Below are 19825 nucleotides of genomic sequence, written 5' to 3' on the forward strand. Positions count from 1 at the left end.
GCAAGGCTGCGGGGCGTCTGGCGTGACTGTGGCATTGCTGCACCATCGCGGGCCGTAGTTTCCGGCGGCGGACTGTCGAAGTTGCAATCGTCGGCCCGTGGCGCGAAATACCATCCATTCCCCCGCGGATTCCCCTGCGGTGGGCTTGACCTTGAGGAAAGAGGGAAAACATGAAAAAGGTTCTTCTCGCGACGAGCATCCTGGCCGCTTCGGCTGGCTTCGCCGCTGCTGAAGTTGCCGTGTCGGGCTCGGCCCGCATGGGTCTGATCTATGACGGCGACGACACCTACTTCTCGTCGCGCGTTCGTATCGTCTTCACCGCTTCGGGTGAAACCGACGGCGGCCTGTCGTTCGGCGCCTCGATGCGCGCTGACCAGTTCGGCGGCAACAGCAATGGTGCGCCCTTCGGCAATAGCGAACTGACGAACGATGACTCGACCGTCTACATCTCGGGCGCTTTCGGCAAGCTGACCTTCGGCGACGTCGACTCGGCCGCTCAGGCTCTGGTTGGTCAGGTTTCGGCCGTTGGCTTCACCGATCTGGGTTCGTACAACGAAGTCGGCTACTTCGGCAGCGACCCGAAGACCGCCATGCTGTATGAATACAGCACCGGCGCTGTGACCTTCGCCCTGGGCGCTGGCCAGCTGGGTTCGGACGCCTACTCGGTGGCCGTGAAGTACTCGACCGACGCGTTCTCGGTGGCCCTGGGCTACGAAGACGAAGGCTTCGGCTTCGATGACCAGACCATCTCGCTGGGCGGCTCGGCCACCTTCGGCGCTGCGACCGTCAAGGCCGTGGTTCTGGACTCCGACCACCTCGCCGACACCGACTTCGCTCTGTCGGTTGACTATGTGGCTGGCGCTGCGACCATCACCGCCTTCTACCACGATGCTCCGGAAGTCTTCGGTCTGGGCGCTACCTACGACCTGGGCGGCGGCGCTGCTGTCAAGGGCGGTATCGTCTCGGACGGCGACGACTCGATCGCCGACATCGGTATCACGATGTCGTTCTAATCCTTCGGGATTTGAGCAAGAGAGAGCGGGCCTTGCGCCCGCTCTTTTCTTTTTGTGCCTCCTGTGGCCAAGTGCCCGGCAGGAGGCCGCCATGTCTTACACCGATATCACCCGCCGTTGCCTTGAGGCCAGCCTGCGCGCAGGCCGCAGCCCCGGCTCCGTCCACCTGATCGCCGTATCCAAGGTGCAGCCCGACGCCCGCGTGCGCGACGTGCTGGCAGCCGGGCATCGCCTGTTCGGCGAGAATTACGTTCAAGAGGCGCAGGCGAAATGGCCCGCCTTCCGCGCCGAATTTGGCCCGGTCTCGGTGCATCTGATCGGCCCCCTGCAAACCAACAAGGCCAAAGCGGCGGTCGAGTTGTTTGACGCCATCCACAGCCTTGACCGCCCCGCGCTGGCCGAAAAACTGGCCCGGCTTGCACAGGCCCGGGGCGCCTGCCCGCAGCTTTTCGTGCAGGTCAACACCGGGGAAGAGCCGCAAAAGGCCGGCGTTCTGCCCGCCGATCTGGATGCCTTTGTTGCCACCGTCCGCGCGATGGACCTGCCGGTTCACGGCCTGATGTGCATTCCGCCCGAGGGTGAGGCGTCAACGCCGCATTTTGTGCAACTCGCCGAAATGGCCGCCCGCAACGGCCTGACCGGCCTGTCGATGGGCATGAGCGGCGATTTTGAGGCAGCTATCGCCCAGGGCGCCACCCATGTTCGCGTCGGCAGCGCGATTTTCGGGGCCCGCAGCGTTCAGTAGGATGGGCAATATTGCCCATCCTACCGCAGCCACACCCTGCCGAACGGCGGCAGGGCAAGCTGGTCGTCATGCAGGGTCACGTTGGCATCTGACAAGGCGTCATAGCCCTCGAGCAGGCCATGATCGCGCAGCCAGCGCCCCGGCACCTGCTGCCAATGTTCCGAGAAGTTATACAGGCCCAGAATTGTCCCGGTCGGTGCCAGCCGCTGCAAGGCCAGCACCGGATTGCGCGGGCAGGGCAGCACCCGCTGCGGATGCGCGGCGTGCAACCCTTCGGTCGCCCGCCGCCGCGCAAGGATGGTTTTCACCCCCTGCAACACCCGCGCCGAAACCCCCTCGGTCGCAGTGGCAAGCGCCCAATCCATCCGGGGCCGGTGCAGCCAGCGGCTGTCATGGGCATGTTCGGGCACGTCCAGATAGCCGTGGTCATTCCCCATCGCCAACTCGTCGCCCATATAGATCAGGGGGATACCGCCAAACCCCGCGATCAGCGCGTGGCCGAGCAGAATGCGTTGCACCGCCGCCTCCACCTCATCCGGGGTGCGCGCCTTTTCCAGCCCGGCCAGCGCGGCAAAGCTGCCGGAAATCCGCTTGTCCCCCGTCGCCTCATTCACCTGAAACGGCGCTCCGGCGGCGAAAGAGCCGGGGAAACTGCCCTCATAAAAGGCCGAAAGATAGGCGCGATGTGCCGGCCCGTTCATGTGCAGCGCCGCCGCATCCTCATCGGTGATCGCCCAGCCGATATCGTCGTGGCAACGGATATAGGTGGCATAGGTCGCATTGGTCAGCCGGTCGGGAAAGTGGCTGCCCAGCACATGCGCCATCAGCCGGGCATCCCGGGTGGCCAGCGCGCCCCAGAACTGCACCATCAGGCTGTTGTGATAGGCCAGATTGCCTTCCTTGCCGTCGTGTTTACCGCGGCCCAGATAGGGCAGCATTTCCTGCGGGCTGACGATGGCCTCTTCCAGATGAATCAGCGCGGGGCAGGCGATGCGGCAACAGGCGCGCAGGGCCTGCAGGATCATGTGAACCTCGGGCTCCGACTGACAGCGGGTGCCCATCCGCTTCCACATGAAGGCCACGGCATCCAGCCGCAGCACATCGGCGCCCTGATTGGCGAGGTTCAGCATGACCTTCACGATCTCAAGGAACACCCGGGGATTGGCCCAGTTCAGATCCCATTGATGTTCGTTGAAGGTGGTCCAGACCCATTTGCCGATCTCGGGGTAATGGGTGAAATTGCCGGGGGCGTTGTCGGGGAAGACCTCGACCAGCGTCTGTTCATATTGGCGGGGCAGGTCGGGCGTGTCGAACATCAGGTAATAGTCCTGATAGGCCGGGTCACCCGCTCGGGCCTTTTCCGCCCAGTCATGTTCCTTGGCGGTGTGATTCAGCACCAGATCGACGCAGATCGAAATGCCGCGCTGCCGCAAGGCAGTTGATACCGCTTTGAAGTCTTTCATCGTGCCGAGCGCAGGGTTGATGGCGCCATAATCCATCACGGAATAGCCGCCATCCGAATCGCCCGGGCGGGGCTTCAGGCAGGGCATGAAATGGACATAGGAAATGCCGAGGTCTTCGAGATAGCCGATCTTGTCCAGCACCCCGTTCAGCGTTCCGGCAAAGCGGTCGATGTAAAAGACATAGCCGGCCATATTGGGCCGCTGGAACCAATCGGGTTCAATATCCCGCTGCAAATCCAGCCGCTTGAGGTCGACGGGCCGGGCCTTCCAGCCTGCGGCCAGCGCCGCTTCAAGGTCGTCGCGGAAGCTATCATATCCGGGGTGGCTGCCGTAAAGCGCCTCCAGCATCGGCCAGAGATCGGGCGCCGACCGTTTGCGGCGCATGTCGAAAACCACCTCGTCAGGTGTGGATGATCCGGCCATTGTGCTTCCTCCCGTTAGCGGAAACAGGTTAGCGGAACCGAAGCGCTTTGGGAAGATTTTCAGCAACCAGAAGCCGCGCGCCGGGTTGCAGGCGGCGGGCGATCCACAAGAGGCTTTCCGGGGCCAGCGCGACACAGCCCGCCGTGGGGTAACCCGGTCGCCGCCAGCGATGGATGAAGATGGCCGAACCGCGTCCCGGCACCGCCTGCGGCCAGTTCCAGTCGGTGATCAGCACCAGATCGTAAAGCGGGTCCGCCCGCCGCAGCGCCTCATGCCCGAAACCATGCGGCTTGCGCACCATCAGGTTATAGTCGGGGTCACGCGCGTCATCCGACCACAGATCGCCCGGCCCGATCGGCACCGCCCAATTGGCGGGCCGCACCATCCGGTCGGGGCGATAGAGCATCCCGACGATCCGGTGCGCGCCTGTGGGGGTTGCGCCATCGCCTTCGCGCTTGTCTGCCGCGGAAATCACGCCGCCGCGCCCAAGGGTGCAGGCAAAATGCCGCCCGGCAAAGCGCAGGCCGGTGGGCGTGACCACCAGATCGGCGGGGCTCACAGCAGGTGCCCTGATTTGGCGGCCTTGGTGGCCAGATAGCCCGCGTTCTGTGCCGTCTCGCCCACTTTCAGCGGCACCCGCTCGGCCACATGCACGCCGCAGCTTTCCATCATGGCCAGTTTGCGCGGGTTGTTGGTCAGCAACCGGACCGACGAAAATCCCATCCGTTTCAGAATCTCGGCGCCGATGCGGAAATCCCGCTCGTCATCCTCAAAACCAAGACGGTGGTTCGCCTCGACCGTGTCAAAGCCCTGATCCTGCAACGAATAGGCGCGCATCTTGTTGGCAAGGCCGATGCCGCGCCCCTCTTGGTTGAGGTAAAGCAGAACCCCCGCCCCCTCGTCGCCCATCTGGGCCAGTGCGGCGCGCAACTGCGGGCCGCAGTCGCATTTCAGGCTGCCCAGAACATCGCCGGTGAAACAGGCCGAATGCAGCCGCGCCAGCACCGGCTGGTCGCGGTCGGGACGGCCGATCTCGATGGCATAATGTTCCGAACTGCCATCATCGGGGCGAAAGACATGCACGCGGCCGGCATTGCTGGCCACCATCGGCAGGCGGGCGGCAATCACCTCTTCCAGGGGGGCAAGACGGAAAAGATCGCTGCAATCGGCCAGCGTCAGAAAAGTCAGCCCCTGCTCTGCGGCAAAGGCCAGCCCCTCGGCCAGATCGACGGTCAGGACGGCGGGCAAAAGCTGTGCCGCCTTGGCAAGCTGGATCGCCGCGCGGTGCAACCCAGCCTCACCTGTGCGGTGCGAGGCGAGCGGCCCCTTCATCGGCACCCGCAGATCGTCCGCCGGATCGGCCACCGCGCCCAGCCATTCCAGCCCCACCGTCTCGGGTACCGCGATGCGGGCGACATCGCCGTCATAGGCGCGGGCCTTCAGCGTTTCCGCCCGCCGCGCCGTCAGCGCCAGCACCAGCGGCCCAAGCCCCCGCAGCGCCATGAGCCGGTCGGACGACAGCGTTTCCACCGCCGCCGCGATGATCGCATGCCCTCCGCCCGCCAGCACGATCGGCAGGCCAAGCCGCAGGTCACCCCGGGCACGGGCGAGTTTTTCGGTCTGGGTTGGGGCAAGTGTCATGGGCATCTCCTGCGCCCTACATAGGCCCAAGGTGACGGAATTGAAACATTCCGCCGCGCTGCGACACGACCGCGTGAGGCTTTTGCAGCAAATCTTGTCGGCAGGGTGTTTCACGCTCAGATGCGGTTCACGCGGCCAAGAGAGGCTGCACGGAATGGAGGCCCGATATGGCAACGTTGCGGAAAATTCTGCTGGTCGATGACGACGACGATCTGCGCGAGGCATTGTCCGAGCAATTGGTGATGACCGAGGATTTCGACGTGTTCGAGGCCCGCACTGGCGCCGAGGGCATGGAAAAGGCCAAGGCGGGGCTTTACGATCTGGTGATCCTTGATGTCGGCCTGCCCGACACCGATGGGCGCGAGCTGTGCCGCCGGATGCGCAAGGTCGGGGTGAAATGCCCTGTGCTGATGCTGACCGGCCATGACACCGATGCCGACACCATTCTGGGTCTGGACGCGGGCGCCAATGACTATGTGACCAAGCCCTTCAAGTTTCCGGTCCTGCTGGCCCGCATTCGCGCGCAGTTGCGCCAGCATGAACAGTCCGAAGACGCGATCTTTCAGCTTGGCCCCTATACCTTCAAGCCCGCGCAAAAGATGCTGGTCGATGCCAAGGACAAGAAGGTGCGCCTGACCGAGAAAGAGACCAATATCCTCAAGTTCCTCTACCGGGCGCAGTCGGGCGTGGTGGCGCGTGATGTGCTGCTGCACGAGGTCTGGGGTTATAACGCCGGGGTGACCACGCATACGCTGGAAACCCACATCTACCGGCTGCGGCAAAAGATCGAGGCTGATCCGTCGAACGCGCGCCTGCTGGTGACCGAGAATGGCGGTTACAAGCTGGTGGCGTAATCGGAAACAAAATGCCGCTTGGGGCCTTATTGCCGCCCGAATCGGTTCCTATATTCGGGTTACGGTCGCAAGGCCCGAAGGTTCCCCTTGCCGTGTCGGGGTTATGACACGGCACCTCCCTGTTGGACCTGGCCGGGCCTTGTGCCCGGCCTTTTTTTCAATCCAACCGCAGCCGGAAGGCTGCATAGGCGATCATCCCCACCGTTCCGGCAAAGGCGATGGCATAGGGCAGGTGCAGCGCGGTTTGCCCCAGCGGGGCCGCCGCCGCCACGATGGCCCCACCGGCAAAGGCGCCCATCGGGTTGGTGCCCGTGCCGAAGAACCGATAGGCAGAGTTCACCCGGCCCAGAAGCGGGCCCGGAATATGCCGCTGCCGGTAGCTGACCGTGGCGATGTTCCAGATCAGCGCCGAAAACGCCTCTATGGTCAGGGCAATCGTGGTCAGCATCACCGAAGAGCTGACCGCCAGCACAAGGCAAGAGGTGCCAAAGCCAGCCATGCCCAGAAACAGCGCCGCCGTCGGCCCGATCCGTGCGATCAGCGCCGGGCCCAGCAGGCTGCCCGCCAGCCCGCCCGCCGCCAGAACCGACAGCATCGCGCCATAGCCCGCCGCGTCCAGCCCCAGCACACGTTGGCCGTAAAGCACCATCACCGCCCAGACCATGCTGCCAAAGAAGTTGAAGGCGCCCAGCACAAAGGCCAGCCGCCTCAACGTGGCGTGCTGCCAAAGCCAGACCATCCCTTCGCGCAGGGCGGGCCAGAACGCCTGCCGTGGCCCAAGCGCAACCGGCTGCAACACCATCCGCGCGACCAGCAGCAGCGCCAGCGCCAGCATCCCCGCCTGAAAGCCGAAGGGCAGCGCAATGGACAGCACGATCAGCAGCCCGGCCAGCGGCGGGCCAAGGAACTGCCCGCCCAGTTGCTCCGTCGTCCAGATCAGCCCGTTCGCCTTTTCCAGCCGCGCAGTGCCCACCACTTGCGGCAGCATGGTTTGCGCGGTGTTGTCGCGCAGCACCTCGGCCGAACCCAGCGCAAAGGTCAGCGCAATCAGCGCCCAGACCCCGCCCGCACCCGACAGCATCAGCCCCACCAGCCCCAGCGCCAGCATCAGCCGAAGCCCGTCGCAGGCCAGGATCACCCGGCGGCGGTCGAAACGGTCGGTCATCACCCCGGCGGGCAGCGACAGCAAAAGCCAGGGCAATTGCCGTGCCGTGGCCACCAGCCCGATCAGCAGCGGATTGTCCGTCATCAGCGTGGCGGCCCAAGGCAAGGCTACCGCAAGGATGCCATCGCCCAGATTGGTGAAGGCCGAAGCGGTGAACAGGAAACGAAAATTCCGCTCGCGGAACAGGGGCGCTTCGGTCATGGCGGCATGATTGGCGCGGGCCTTTCGGGCCGTCAAGGGGCTGGCCGGGCTTTGGTCAGGCGCCACAATCCGGGGTTGTGACCGAAAAACCATGGTTTCCGCTTATCTGAACACAGGCAATTCGGCGGGGCGGGATTCCGTGGTATGCATGGGACACCTCCCTGTTGGACTTTGGCCCGGCCCCCGATGGACCGGGCCTTTCTTTGCCCTCGGACACCTCTTTGCCGATTGAGACGTCAGGGCCAAGCGACTAGTCTGGCCGCTCAGTCTTAGCGGAGCGCGCCCATGGCCTTTACCCTTGCCACCTGGAACATCAATTCGGTTCGCCTGCGCGAGGCGCTGGTGGCGCAGCTCATGGCCGAGGAAACCCCGGATATCCTTTGCCTGCAGGAATGCAAAAGCCCGGTCGAGAGCATCCCGATGGAGCAGTTCCGCGCCCTTGGTTATACCCACATGGTTGCGCGCGGGCAAAAGGGCTATAACGGCGTGGCCATCCTGTCCAAGCTGCCCATCACCGATGCGGGCGACAGGGATTACGCCAAGCTGGGTCATGCCCGTCATGTGGCTGCGCGTCTGGAAAACGGCGTCGTGATCCACAACTGCTATGTGCCCGCCGGGGGCGACATTCCTGACCGCGAGCAGAATGTGAAATTCGGCCAGAAGCTCGATTTCCTGACCGACATGCGGGATGCTTTCCGCGCCGACCGACCGGAACGCTCGATTCTGGTGGGCGATCTGAACATCGCGCCGCGCGAAGACGATGTCTGGAACCACAAGGCGCTGCTCAAGATCGTCAGCCACACCCCGATCGAGGTGCAGCATCTGCACGACGCGCAAGAGGCGGGGGCTTGGGTGGATGTCACCCGGCAGGACATCCCGCAGGGGCTGCTTTACAGTTGGTGGTCCTATCGCAGCCCCGATTGGGACAGCGCCGACAAGGGCCGCCGGCTGGACCATATCTGGGCCACCCCCGATATCAGCGCTGCCGCCCATGGCAGCCGCATCCTGCGCCATGTGCGCGGCTGGACCCAGCCCAGCGACCACGCCCCGGTCTTTGCCACGTTTGACCTCTGACACCCGAGAGCGGAGTTTTTCAGAACTCCGCCCGATTTCTTTGAAGAAATCGGCGTTAGCGCCCGCGTGTCCAGACGGACGGACCCTTGCCCAGCCTTACCGCCAGCGAGACGGCGGCATAGGCGCCAAAACCCAACGGGTCGCGCAGCGCCAGAAGTGCAAGCTGCCCCTTGCCAAGCGGTGCCTTGCCCTCGCGGTCAAGCAGGCCCGGAAAGCGCCGGGCAATCTCGGCCACCCCAGCATCCTGCCGCCGCCGCACCCGGGTCAGGGCGGCAAAACCTTCGATCATCGGCCAGTCATAGCGGGCCGGGGTCTGCACCCGCTCTGCCGGGTCAAACTGCAGCCGCACAAAGGTATCGTCCGAAATGATGCCGGGAAACGCCCCCCAGCGCGCCCGTCCCGCCGCATTGACGGCAAAAAGCCCATAGCCCGGCGCGGTTGACCGGGCAAAGGGCAGACGCTGCCAGAAGCGGGCATAGGCCCGGGTCACCGCACTTTGCGCAGGGGGAATGCGGGCGGTGCCGGTGGCATATCGGGGGGCTTGCCCCACCAGCGCCGCCACCAGTTCCGCCATCAAGGGGGGCGAGACGATCACATCGGCATCGAGATAGGCGCGCAGATCGCCCGCCGCCGCCGCATCGCCCGCGTTCAGCGCCCCGGGCTTGCCACCCGCCGCAAGCTCCAGCACCGTCAGGCGCCATCCTGCCTCTGCGGCACGTTCCTGCCAATCGCGTGCCCGCGCTGCGGTGGCGTCGCGGCAGCCGTTGGCGACCACCACCACCTCGGCCCCGCCGGGCACCGGATCAGAGGCGATCAGGGCGGCAAGACAGGCCCCGATATACCCCTCTTCATTCGAGGCGGGGATGATCAAGCTCAACATGCCGCGCAGCCCCGCGACAGCACCCGCCAGCGCGGCGTGTCGTCGCCCAGATGCCGCAATGCGCCCCAGCTTCCCCATTTCCCGGGCCGGTAGACATCGCCAAAGGAATTGAACGGGGCATCCGTCATGGCGGACCATCCGGCCAACAGGGTTTCATACAGGGCCCCCATCTCGGGCGCGGCGTTCAGTTGCACGAAGAAATCGGTCAGTTCGGCATCCTCCATCACCGGACCATAGCCCACCACATGGCTGCCGCCCTCATACATCACCAGTTTCAACCCATGATCGGCGGCCACTGCCGCATGATAGGGCAGCGTTTCGGTCAGAAGTGTGGCCAGCGTGTCGGTCGGATCGCCGGTGACCGAGCCGTCACGCAATTCCTGTGCCGCCAGCCGGTTGGCCAGCGCATAGGGCACCGCCGAGTCTGCCGCGCGGCTTTGTGCCAGCCAGTCGCGCACCACGGGCGCCTTGCCCTCGCTGCCCAGCATGGCCGAGAAATAGCCGGTCACGGCATAGGCATCAAAACTGTCCACCGGGGCCGGGCGCCCTTCGGCCATCACCAGTGGCGCGTTCAGGATCGCCTCTTCCAGCCCCAGCCAGCCGGTCTGCACCGAGATCACCCGCACCAGCCGGGCCGGATCGGCAAAGACCTCTGCCCAGATGGCGGCAACCTCGCTGGCGCGCAGGGCATAGAATTGCACCCAGGTCTGATCCTGACCCCAGCGGGCGCGGCCCTGCTCCTCGGCCCAGCGGGCCTGGGCGAATTGCCAGTTCCAGACCTCATTCGAATATTCCACCCAAGCCCGCCGTCCGGGTTCCAGCCCCTTGGCCACCCCGGCCATGTCGCGCACCAGCGTGTCATCGGCCAGATGCGGCACGGCGAACCAGGCATCCGCGTCCAGTTCGTTGGTCAGCGCCACCATCACCTCGACCGGAACACCGATGCGGGCCCATGTGTAATCGGATGGCCGGGGCCGGTCGGCAGCCGTCACAAGGCGGCTGTCATTGGTCATGCCCCAATCCATGAACCGCAGCATCTTCACCCCCCGGATGCGCGCCAGCCAGTCGGGGTTGAAGATCGCCCCGCTTTCCAACAGCGCCGCCCGGTCTTCGCGCACCACGCGGATGTGGCGGATCGGGTCTGCCGGGGCCGTGCGGCCGATGGTCAGAAGGACGGTGCCTTCGCCGGGGGTATAGTCGAACAGGATGCGTCCCGGCGTCGCGCTGACCACCGCTGCCCGCCCTTCAACCCGCAGGGCGCCGTCCCCCTCCCATGTCAGAACATAGCGTCCGGCGACGCCCGCCGCTTCGGGCGGCAGGTCGGTCAGGATCAGGGTGGACAGGCCCGTCACCTCGGGCGGAAGGGCCTTGGGCCAGCCCTCGGCATCCAGATAGCCACCTTCGGCAAGCTGGTCATGCTCCCACCCGCCCCATTGGCCGGGCAGATGGCCAACCCATGGCCGCGCGGTTTTCATCAGGTCAAGGAAGGGCTGCTGCACCGACCAGTCGGTGACGGAGGAGAGGCCAAGCGCAAGGTTCGGATTTGTCACCGGCGGGAAGGTGGCCAGTGGCGCCGGGGCGGCGGCCGGCACTTCGGCCACAGCGGGCTGGTTTTCTGGCGTCTCGGGTCCGGCGGCGGCAGGCACCGGCGCCCCAGCGGGGCGATAGGCAGAGACGACCTCCCATGCGATGCGCTGCATCGCCTGCGCCTGTTCCGCGGTGATCGCGGCATCGCGCGAAGGCCAGGCCCGGGTCAGCCGCGCGGGCAGTCCTTCGGGCGACTGGCCGGTGATGGTCGCCACCTGCACCATGGCGAGGAAATACAATGCCTTGCCGCTGGGGTGAATATCGTCGGACAGCAGGGCGGCAGGGTCGGGCAGCCCCGGCACCTGGCCCGCCTGCATCGCCGCCGCCAGCCGCGCCATACCCTGACCGGCGGGAATCACCGCGACAGGCACGCCATGCGCGCTGGCCATCTCGGCGATGCCTTCCCATGCCGGCAGGTCGGCGGCGATGGCCGCGGTCCAGCCTGCCAGCCAATCCGCCCCTTCACCCCGTGCAGGCCATGTCTCATAAAGAAAAACGCGCACCTCGGGGTTGGTCTTGGCCGCCAGCGTGGCAAAGCGGGCCGCCGCCTCGGCGCTGCCCGCATGGCCGCGCGGGTCGCTGACCGGCTGCGCTTCGGTCAGGATCAGCACATCGGCTGGGCGGTTGGCCAGCCGGGCGCGGGCATCCACGCCCTCGGCCTCCACCGAATGATCCCAGTTGAAGGCCAGCGAGGCGCCATTGATCAGTTGCACCTCAACCACGGTCGGCTGGTGTCGGTCCAGCGCCGCCTCGACCAGTTCGGGCAGGGTGGGGCCGATCAGGCTGTGCCCGACGAACAACACCTCGAACAACAGCGAAAACAGCGACATCTTACCCCGGGGTTCCTGACAGTCCGGTTTCAGGATAGCGGCGGATGGTCGCCCAGACCACCTCTTGCAGCCGCGTCAGCGCGGGTTCGGACGGCAAATCCGCCGGGCTGCCATCGGCGCGGGCAACCGGGGCTGCTGCGGGCAGCCTGTGATACAGCACTGCGTGATGGGTGACGGCCATCAGCCAGGCCCCCAGATCGCTGAAATGAATCGGGTCGCCCGGCTGGAACAGATCGCGCCGCGAGGTCAGGCCCGGCACGCCGCCCGCCTCGATCGCCCGTGCTGCCGCTGCCATGACCTGACCGCCGGGGATCAGGTGGATATCCCCCGCCCCCCGCGCCATGGCGGGGCGTAACACCTCATCCAGCCAGCGGCGCGACAGATCGGCGTCGATCCGCTGCAACCAGCCCTCGGGGTCGTCCAGCCGGTGCCATGTCTCATACAGATACACCCGCACACCCGGATTGCCCGCTCGCGCCACCCCGGCCCAATGTGCCAGCCAGCGCGCCGAATCGTGCCAGCGGATGGCGTCACGCAGTTCCACCATCTCGGTCAGCACCACGGCATCGAAACCGCCCCCCGCCAGCGCGGTTTCGGCCGGGAGATGGTCGGGGTGGTCATTCTCCACCGCAAAGCCCGGCACCTCGCCCGTCGCATGGTTGCGCAGCGAGGCGCCCCAACCCAACTGGCTGGCATGGTCATGCCCCGCCATTGCCGCCAGCATCGCGGGCATGTCGCGGCCCACCAGACTGTGACCAAGGTGATAGGTGCGCAGCGGCCCTGTGGGCCGGGGCAATGTCGCGGCAACAGGCGCCGCGCCCTGCGGCCACAGGAACCATCCTGCCCCGGCCAGCGCCGCCCCCGCCCCCAACAGCCATCTTCGCCGCACCCTGCCCCCCGCATTTCCGCTTTCGGTCTTCCCCTGATCTGGTATCTCTCGCGCCGTCCGACCAGAGGGCAGCCGAAGGAGAATGCCATGACGCATCTGTGGGTCCGCGCCGAACAGCGCCCGAACGAGGAACGTGTGGGCCTGACCCCCGAAGGTGCCGCGGCGCTGATCAAGGCGGGCATCCGCGTGACGGTCGAGGAAAGCTCGGTCCGGGCCATTCCGATCGACGGTTACCTCGCGGCGGGCTGCGAGATTGCCGCCGAGAATCTTTGGCCGCAGGCGCCTGTCGATGCGATCATTTTCGGGCTCAAGGAACTGCCCGAGGATGGCACGCCCCTGACCCATCGCCACATCATGTTCGGCCATGCCTACAAGGGGCAACCGGCGGGGCAGGTGCTGCTGAAGCGGTTCAAGGCGGGGGGCGGCACCCTTTACGATCTGGAATATCTGGTGGACCAGACGGGCCGCCGCGTGGCCGCCTTCGGCTATTGGGCCGGCTATGCCGGGGCTGCAGTCAGCCTGAAATGCTGGGCGGCGCAGCAACGGGGCGAGATTTGCGGCCCAGTGAAGAAGGCCGTCAGCAAGGCGGCGCTTCTGGCCGAGCTGGACGCCGAACTGACCGGCCATGACCTGCCGAGCGCGCTGGTGATCGGCGCGCTGGGCCGGGTCGGCACCGGCGCCAGCGACCTTTGCACTGATCTGGGCATCAAGGTCACCCAATGGGACATGGCCGAAACGGCGGGCGGCGGCCCTTTCCCGGAAGTGCTGCAACACGAGATTTTCCTGAACTGCATCCTTGCCCGCCCCGGCTGCCCGGTGTTCGTGCCCGCCAGCGCCAAGACCGACCCCGCGCGCAAGCTGACGGTGATCGGTGATATCGCCTGCGACCCGACTTCGGATTTCTCTCCGATCAAGGTCTATGACCGCGCGACGGATTGGGACGCACCGGCGCTGCGCGTGGCAGGAAACCCGCCGCTGGACGTGACCGCCATCGACAACCTGCCGTCGCTGATGCCGGTGGAGTCGAGCGAGGATTACGCGGCGCAGCTTCTGCCCTCGCTCCTGACGCTGGGTGCGCTGGAGGCCGGGGTCTGGGGCCGGGCAAAGACCGAATATGACCGCCACGCGGCGGACCTCTGAAGGGAGATGGACATGACGATTCACTGGTGCGGAACGGGGCTTTCGTCGGGGCCGGGGCTGCGGCGGCTGCTTGAGACCGGGCAGAAGGTCGTGGTCTGGAACCGCACGCCGGAAAAGGCGCGCGAGGTGGTGGGCGATCTGGCCAGCGACATCCGCGCCTATTCGCTTGAGGCGCTGACGGCGGCCCTGGAACCCGGCGATATCGCGGTGTCGATGCTGCCCGCCGATCAGCATGTGGCGATTGCCAAAGCCTGCCTGTCGAAGGGGGCGCATTTCACCTCGTCGAGCTATATCGCACCCGAGATGAAGGCGCTGGATGACGATTTCCGCGCCAAGGGGCTGGTTTCGGTCAATGAGGTCGGCCTTGATCCGGGCATCGACCACCTGATGGCGCATGACCTTGTGGCGCGCTACCGCGCCTCGGCCGCCTATCACCCCGATAATGTGCTGAGTTTCTTCAGCTATTGTGGCGGTGTGCCGAAGATTCCCAACGCTTTCCGCTATAAGTTCAGTTGGGCCCCGGCGGGGGTGCTGAAGGCGCTGCGCTCGCCCTCGCGCTCTTTGCGGAATTTCTCGGAATTGCGGGTCAACCGGCCTTGGGACGCGATCACCGCCTATGACGCGCCGCTGCCGCAACCGGAAAGCTTTGAGGTTTATCCCAACCGCGACAGCTATCCTTTCCTGACCGATTACCGCTTTGATCCGGCATGGAAAGTGCGCGATTTCGTGCGGGGAACCATCCGGCTGAATGGCTGGGCCGAAGCATGGGCGCCGATCTTTGCCGAGATCGAGGGGCTGGAAGGCGCCAGCGCCGCCGAAGTGGATGCCGCCCTGACCGCCCGCGCCAATGCTTTGCTGAAGGAAAACGCCTATGCGCCCGGTGAGCCGGACCGCGTTGTGCTGTTCGTCAGCCTGAAGGCCGAGCGCGAGGGACGCGCCGTCTTCCACGAAACCTGGGCGATGGATGCCTGGGGCGATGCCCGTGGTTCGGCCATGGGGCGGCTGGTGTCGGTGCCGGTGTCGCTGGCCATCGAGGCGGTGCAGGCGCGCGAGATTGCGGCGGGGGTGCATCCTGCGCCACATGATCCCCGGCTGATCGCCCGCTGGATGGGCGAGATCGGCAAGCTGGCGCAATATCTGCACCGGGTTGACCATCTGGCCTGAAGCAAGGCGGCGCCTCCACGTCGCGTCGCCGACCCTGTTGCGCCCGCGCCGCCCTGACCCCTTGGCGCGGGTGGCGCCGCCGGGGGCCCGCCCCCGGCCCCCGGGGATATTTTCGCCAAGATGAAATCTGCGGCCTTTGTCCTGGTCCGGATATCCCCGGCGGAGGCAGGCCGGCCAAAGGTGCGGCGGGTGACAGGGGGGCTTTGAAAAGCTATGGTCCGTTCCGAGCCCCGGGCAACAGGGGATGGGCAGGACGGGCGAATCATCATGGGGCGGGCAAGCCTTGGCAATCGGCTGGCGATGTGGCGTGCGCTTCGGGCGCGGGCCGCGACGGGCTTTGTCTCGCAGCCCGAGCCGCGTTCGATCGGGTTGCACGCCCGGGGGCGGCAGTTGCTGGCGGGGAATTTCCTGTTCGCTGGCCCGCTGGTCGAGGCGCCGGGACTTTCGATCTGGGACGTGGCGAGCGTCGAGCCGGGATTTCTCGACGGTGCGCATGGTTTTGCCTGGCTGGACGATCTGGCCGCGGTGGGGGATGCGGCGGCGCGGGCGCGGGCGCAGGATTGGCTCTGGCAATGGATCGCGCGCTATGGGCAGGGGCAGGGGCCGGGCTGGACCCCCGATCTGACCGGGCGGCGGCTGATCCGCTGGATCAACCATGCATTGTTTCTGCTGACGGCGCGCGACCGCGCGGCCAGCGACCTGTTCTATCGCCAGCTCGCGGCGCAGACGTTGTTTCTGTCGCGGCGCTGGTCCCATGCCGCGCCCGGTCTGCCGCGGATCGAGGCGCTGACCGGGCTGGTTTCCGCGACGCTGGCCCTGACCGGGATGGAGGCGCTTGCCGCTCCGGCGATTGCCGCGCTGGCCGAGCATTGCGGGCGGGAGGTGGATGGCGAGGGCGGCATTCCCACCCGCAACCCCGAGGAATTGCTCGAGGTGTTCACCTTGCTGACCTGGGCCGAGACGGCTCTGTCGGAAACCGGGCGGCTTCCGCCCTCGTCGCTGCTGGCGGCGCTGGAGCGGATGGCGCCGGCGCTGCGCCTGCTGCGTCATGCCGATGGCGGGCTGGCGCGGTTTCATGGCGGCGGGCGGGGGGCCGAAGGGCGGCTGGAACAGGCGCTGTCGGTGGCGGGGGTGAAGCCGACATCGCAGGGCGGCTTTGGCCTTGCCATGGGGTTTGCCCGGTTGCAGGGTGGGCGCACCACGCTGATCGTCGATGCCGCGGCGCCACCGGATGGGCGGGCGGGGGCGGCGGCTCATGCCTCGACCCTGGCGATGGAGGTGACTTCGGGGCGGCGGCCGCTGGTGGTGTCTTGCGGATCGGGGCTGCGCTTTGGCGCCGAGTGGCGGCAGGCCGGGCGGGCCACGCCTTCACATTCGGTGCTGGGGCTGGACGGCTATTCCTCGTCCCGGCTGGATGCGCGGGGCGATGTACTGGCCGACCGGGCGGCGGTGACCTTGCTGCGGCAAGGGGGGGATGCCGAAGGGGTGCATCTGCATCTGGCGCATGACGGCTGGCTGACAACGCATGGGCTGATCCATCGGCGCGACTTGCATCTGTCGGCGGACGGGCGCCGCCTGCGCGGCAGCGACGATCTGATTGCCGAAACCCCGGCGGCCCGCCAGCGATTCGAGCGGCTGCTGGCGCGCGGTGGGCTGGAGGGGGTGGCCTGGTCGCTGCGGTTCCACCTGCATCCCGATGTCGATGCCGCGCTGGACCTTGGCGGCACGGCGGTTTCGCTGGCCCTGAAAAGCGGTGAGATCTGGGTATTCCGTCATGAAAGCGGCGCGAAACTGTCGCTCGACCCCTCGGTCTATCTGGAAAATGGGCGGTTGAAGCCGCGACCGGCGCGTCAGATCGTCCTTTCTGGCCGCGCGGTGGGGATCGAGACCAAGCTGGGCTGGACCTTGGCGAAGGCGCAGGATACTCCGCTGGCCATCCGCGATCTGGACCGCGACGAGATGCCGGTCCCTCTGTGACGCAAGGGCAGACCATGACCAATCTTGTCCCCATCGGCCGCGCGCTGATTTCCGTATCCGACAAATCGGGCCTTCTGGACCTCGCCCGGGCGCTGCACGCGCAGGGGGTAGAGCTGATTTCCACCGGCGGCACCTCTGGCATGTTGCGCACGGCGGGCCTGCCGGTGCGCGATGTGTCCGACGTGACGGGCTTTCCCGAAATGATGGATGGCCGGGTCAAGACGCTGCACCCGGCGGTGCATGGCGGCCTTCTGGCGCTGCGCGACGATGACGAGCATCTGGTGGCGATGGCCGCCCATGGGATCGAGCCGATCGACCTTCTGATCGTGAACCTTTACCCGTTCGAGGAAACCGTGGCCAAGGGTGCCGACCACGCCACCTGCATCGAGAACATCGACATCGGCGGTCCGGCGATGATCCGCGCGGCATCGAAGAACCACAAGTTCGTGGCGGTGGTCACCGATCCCACCGATTATGCCGGGCTGCTTGACCAGATGAAGGCGCATCACGGGGCGACCACGCTGGCCTTTCGCCAGAAGCTGGCGCTGACGGCCTATTCGCGCACTGCCGCCTATGACACCGCCGTTTCGACATGGCTTGCGGGTGAGATCAAGGAACCCGCGCCGCGCTATCGCTCTTTCGCGGGCAAGCTGGCGCAGACGCTGCGCTATGGCGAGAACCCGCATCAGAAGGCGGCCTTCTACACCGATGGCAGCCGCCGCGAGGGTGTGGCGACCGCGCGTCAGTGGCAGGGCAAGGAGCTGTCCTACAACAACATCAACGACACCGACGCGGCCTTTGAACTGGTGGCCGAGTTTACCCAAGGCCCGGCCTGCGCGATCATCAAACACGCCAATCCCTGCGGCGTGGGGCAGGCGGGCAGCCTGAAGGACGCCTATCTGCGGGCGTATCACTGTGACCAGACCTCGGCCTTTGGCGGGATCGTGGCGCTGAACCAGCCCTTGGATGCCGAAACCGCGGAAGAGATCGTGAAGATCTTCACCGAAGTCGTGATCGCCCCCGGTGCGAGTGATGAGGCCAAGGCGATTTTCGCGGCCAAGAAGAACCTGCGCCTTTTGACCACCGCCGCGCTGCCTGACCCAAAGACGGGCAATCTGGCCTTCCGTCAGGTTGCGGGCGGCTTTCTGGTGCAGGATTCGGATGTGGACAGCATCACCGCCGCCGATCTGAAGGTGGTGACCAAACGCGCGCCGACCCCGGCGGAACTGGCCGACCTGCTGTTCGCATGGAAAGTGGCCAAGCATGTGAAATCCAACGCCATCGTCTATGTGAAGGATGGCGCGACCGTGGGCGTCGGTGCTGGCCAGATGAGCCGCGTGGACAGCACCCGGATCGCCGCCCGCAAGGCCGAAGACATGGCCGAGGCGCTGGGCCTGCCCGGGCCGCTGACCAAAGGGTCGGTCGTCGCCTCGGATGCCTTCTTCCCGTTCCCCGACGGTCTTCTGACCGCGGCTGAGGCCGGGGCGACGGCGGTTATCCAGCCGGGGGGCAGCATGAACGACCCCGCGGTGATCGAAGCGGCGGATGCGGCAGGGCTGGCCATGGTCTTCACCGGCCAGCGCCATTTCCGGCACTGACATGCGCCGCCTTGTCATCTCGGGACTTGTGACCTTCGCGGCGGATCAACTGTCCAAGCTGGCGGTGATCCGTCTGGTCGGGTTGCGCGAGCGGGGGGAGGTCGATGTGATCGACCCGCTTCTGAACCTGCGCTGGGCCGAGAATCGGGGGGTCAACTTCGGCCTGTTCTCGAATGATGCGGACCTTGCGCGCTGGGGTCTGATCCTGATTGCGCTGGCGATTTCGGCCTGGGTGGTGATCTGGGTGCGCCGGGCGAAATTCGGCCCATGGTCGGAACTGTCGGCGGGGCTTCTGGTGGGCGGTGCGCTGGGCAATGTGGTGGACCGGCTGGCCTATGGTTATGTGGCCGATTTCCTGAACATGACCTGCTGCGGCATCGAGAATCCCTATTCCTTCAACGTTGCCGATATTGCGGTTTTTGCCGGGGCGCTGGGACTGGTGCTGTTCACCAACCCGCCCAAGACGCGCAAACGCCGGGCGGGCTGACGCCGCAAGGGACCGCGCGGCGACAAGACCCCGTGACGCGGGCCGGGCGATAGGCTAAGACGACGCAGAGACAGGTGGCGGAGGCGGCAGGCATGACGGCAGCTCGGGTGGTTCTCGCGGTTGCGGGCGTGGCGCTGTTGTCGCTGACGGCCTGCGGCAGGGGCGACCGTCAGCCGATTCTGATGAACGTCACCTCCGACACCAACGGGCCGGACGAATTTGCCATCCTGCCGCCCAAGGCGCTGGAGCTGCCGGAAGATCTGGCGACCCTGCCGGAACCCACGCCGGGCGGTTCCAACCTGACGGACCCCAACCCCCATGCCGATGCCATCGTGGCGCTGGGCGGCAATCCGGCCAAGGCGGGCGGCATTCCATCGGCGGATGCGGCGCTTTACGCCCGCGCCAACCGCTATGGCACCGAGGCGGGCATCCGCAACACCCTCGCCTCGGAAGACCTTGAGTTCCGGCGCAAGAACAACGGCCGGGTGTTGGAGCGGATGTTCAATGTGAACGTCTATTTCAAGGCGTATCGCAAGATGGCGCTGGATCAGCACCGCGAGCTGGAGCGCTGGCGTCAGGCGGGGGTGCGCACCCCCTCGGCCCCGCCGCGTCTGCCCAAGGAGAAGTGATCGTCCTGTCGGATGGCGGGCCTTGCGCCTGCCGCCCGGCTGCGTAGCTTGGCGCGGCAAGCCCA

Annotated in this window: 17 protein-coding genes; 10 read left to right on the forward strand and 7 right to left on the reverse strand. The window is 66.3% G+C overall.

Annotation, left to right across the window (positions count from 1 at the left end; genetic code table 11):
* Positions 1-170: 170 nt before the first annotated feature.
* Both HS053_RS00820 and HS053_RS00825 read left to right on the forward strand, forming a co-directional pair.
* Positions 171-1013, forward strand: coding sequence for a porin (locus tag HS053_RS00820; protein ID WP_174209285.1), 843 nt, complete (start codon positions 171-173; stop codon positions 1011-1013).
* Positions 1014-1104: 91 nt separating this feature from the next.
* Positions 1105-1758 carry a YggS family pyridoxal phosphate-dependent enzyme gene (locus tag HS053_RS00825; protein ID WP_174209286.1) on the forward strand — a complete coding sequence of 218 codons (654 nt, stop codon included), beginning with the start codon at positions 1105-1107 and terminating at the stop codon, positions 1756-1758.
* Positions 1759-1778: 20 nt separating this feature from the next.
* Here the strand turns inward: HS053_RS00825 and HS053_RS00830 are convergent, their stop codons facing one another.
* Genes HS053_RS00830 through ribA form a run of 3 tightly spaced genes read right to left on the reverse strand, consistent with a single transcriptional unit; the run spans position 1779 to position 5285 of the window.
* Positions 1779-3644 (reverse strand): alpha-amylase family protein, encoded by a 1866-nt coding sequence (locus tag HS053_RS00830; RefSeq protein ID WP_174209287.1) that lies wholly within the window; start codon positions 3642-3644, stop codon positions 1779-1781.
* A 28-nt stretch (positions 3645-3672) separates the two neighbouring features.
* Positions 3673-4203: a L,D-transpeptidase family protein gene (locus HS053_RS00835; RefSeq protein ID WP_174209288.1), complete on the reverse strand. Its 531-nt coding sequence runs from the start codon at positions 4201-4203 to the stop codon at positions 3673-3675.
* Positions 4200-5285 (reverse strand): GTP cyclohydrolase II, encoded by a 1086-nt coding sequence (ribA, locus tag HS053_RS00840; protein ID WP_174209289.1) that lies wholly within the window; start codon positions 5283-5285, stop codon positions 4200-4202. The genes HS053_RS00835 and ribA overlap by 4 nt, the downstream gene beginning before the upstream one ends.
* A gap of 167 nt (positions 5286-5452) precedes the next feature.
* On the opposite strand from ribA, the gene HS053_RS00845 reads away from it, so the two are divergent.
* Positions 5453-6139 (forward strand): response regulator transcription factor, encoded by a 687-nt coding sequence (locus tag HS053_RS00845; protein WP_174209290.1) that lies wholly within the window; start codon positions 5453-5455, stop codon positions 6137-6139.
* A 157-nt stretch (positions 6140-6296) separates the two neighbouring features.
* On the opposite strand, the gene HS053_RS00850 is transcribed toward HS053_RS00845, so the two are convergent.
* Positions 6297-7505, reverse strand: a complete 1209-nt coding sequence (locus HS053_RS00850; protein ID WP_174209291.1) for an MFS transporter — start codon at positions 7503-7505, stop codon at positions 6297-6299.
* A gap of 285 nt (positions 7506-7790) precedes the next feature.
* Between HS053_RS00850 and HS053_RS00855 the strand changes: the two genes are divergently transcribed.
* Positions 7791-8579 carry an exodeoxyribonuclease III gene (locus HS053_RS00855; protein ID WP_174209292.1) on the forward strand — a complete coding sequence of 263 codons (789 nt, stop codon included), beginning with the start codon at positions 7791-7793 and terminating at the stop codon, positions 8577-8579.
* A 55-nt stretch (positions 8580-8634) separates the two neighbouring features.
* On the opposite strand, the gene HS053_RS00860 is transcribed toward HS053_RS00855, so the two are convergent.
* From HS053_RS00860 to HS053_RS00870, 3 genes are read right to left on the reverse strand one after another with little or no spacing between them, the layout of a single operon-like run.
* Complete coding sequence (locus HS053_RS00860) at positions 8635-9459, reverse strand: glycosyltransferase (protein WP_174209293.1); 825 nt, start codon at positions 9457-9459, stop codon at positions 8635-8637.
* Positions 9453-11876, reverse strand: a complete 2424-nt coding sequence (locus HS053_RS00865; RefSeq protein WP_174209294.1) for a hypothetical protein — start codon at positions 11874-11876, stop codon at positions 9453-9455. Before HS053_RS00865 ends, HS053_RS00860 begins: the two co-directional genes overlap by 7 nt.
* Position 11877: 1 nt before the next feature.
* Complete coding sequence (locus tag HS053_RS00870) at positions 11878-12765, reverse strand: hypothetical protein (RefSeq protein ID WP_174209295.1); 888 nt, start codon at positions 12763-12765, stop codon at positions 11878-11880.
* Between the two features lie 87 nt (positions 12766-12852).
* Here HS053_RS00870 and HS053_RS00875 point away from each other — a divergent pair, with 87 nt between their 5' ends.
* The 6 genes from HS053_RS00875 to HS053_RS00900 all read left to right on the forward strand — a co-directional run bounded on the left by HS053_RS00875 (position 12853) and on the right by HS053_RS00900 (position 19760).
* A complete protein-coding gene (locus HS053_RS00875; protein WP_174209296.1) occupies positions 12853-13905 on the forward strand; it encodes a saccharopine dehydrogenase in 1053 nt (350 codons plus the stop codon).
* Positions 13906-13917: 12 nt separating this feature from the next.
* The gene (locus tag HS053_RS00880) at positions 13918-15069 is read left to right on the forward strand and encodes a saccharopine dehydrogenase family protein (RefSeq protein ID WP_174209297.1); all 1152 of its coding nucleotides are present in this window, start codon (positions 13918-13920) and stop codon (positions 15067-15069) included.
* Positions 15070-15336: 267 nt separating this feature from the next.
* The gene (locus tag HS053_RS00885; RefSeq protein ID WP_174209616.1) at positions 15337-17046 is read left to right on the forward strand and encodes a heparinase II/III domain-containing protein; all 1710 of its coding nucleotides are present in this window, start codon (positions 15337-15339) and stop codon (positions 17044-17046) included.
* Between the two features lie 14 nt (positions 17047-17060).
* Positions 17061-18644, forward strand: a complete 1584-nt coding sequence (purH, locus tag HS053_RS00890; RefSeq protein WP_174209298.1) for a bifunctional phosphoribosylaminoimidazolecarboxamide formyltransferase/IMP cyclohydrolase — start codon at positions 17061-17063, stop codon at positions 18642-18644.
* Position 18645: 1 nt separating this feature from the next.
* Positions 18646-19131 carry a signal peptidase II gene (gene lspA, locus HS053_RS00895; RefSeq protein ID WP_174209299.1) on the forward strand — a complete coding sequence of 162 codons (486 nt, stop codon included), beginning with the start codon at positions 18646-18648 and terminating at the stop codon, positions 19129-19131.
* Positions 19132-19223: 92 nt separating this feature from the next.
* Positions 19224-19760, forward strand: coding sequence for a DUF3035 domain-containing protein (locus HS053_RS00900; RefSeq protein ID WP_174209300.1), 537 nt, complete (start codon positions 19224-19226; stop codon positions 19758-19760).
* Positions 19761-19825: the final 65 nt, after the last annotated feature.

It is taken from the genome of Tabrizicola fusiformis, assembly GCF_013328815.1.
Lineage (GTDB): Bacteria > Pseudomonadota > Alphaproteobacteria > Rhodobacterales > Rhodobacteraceae > Fuscibacter.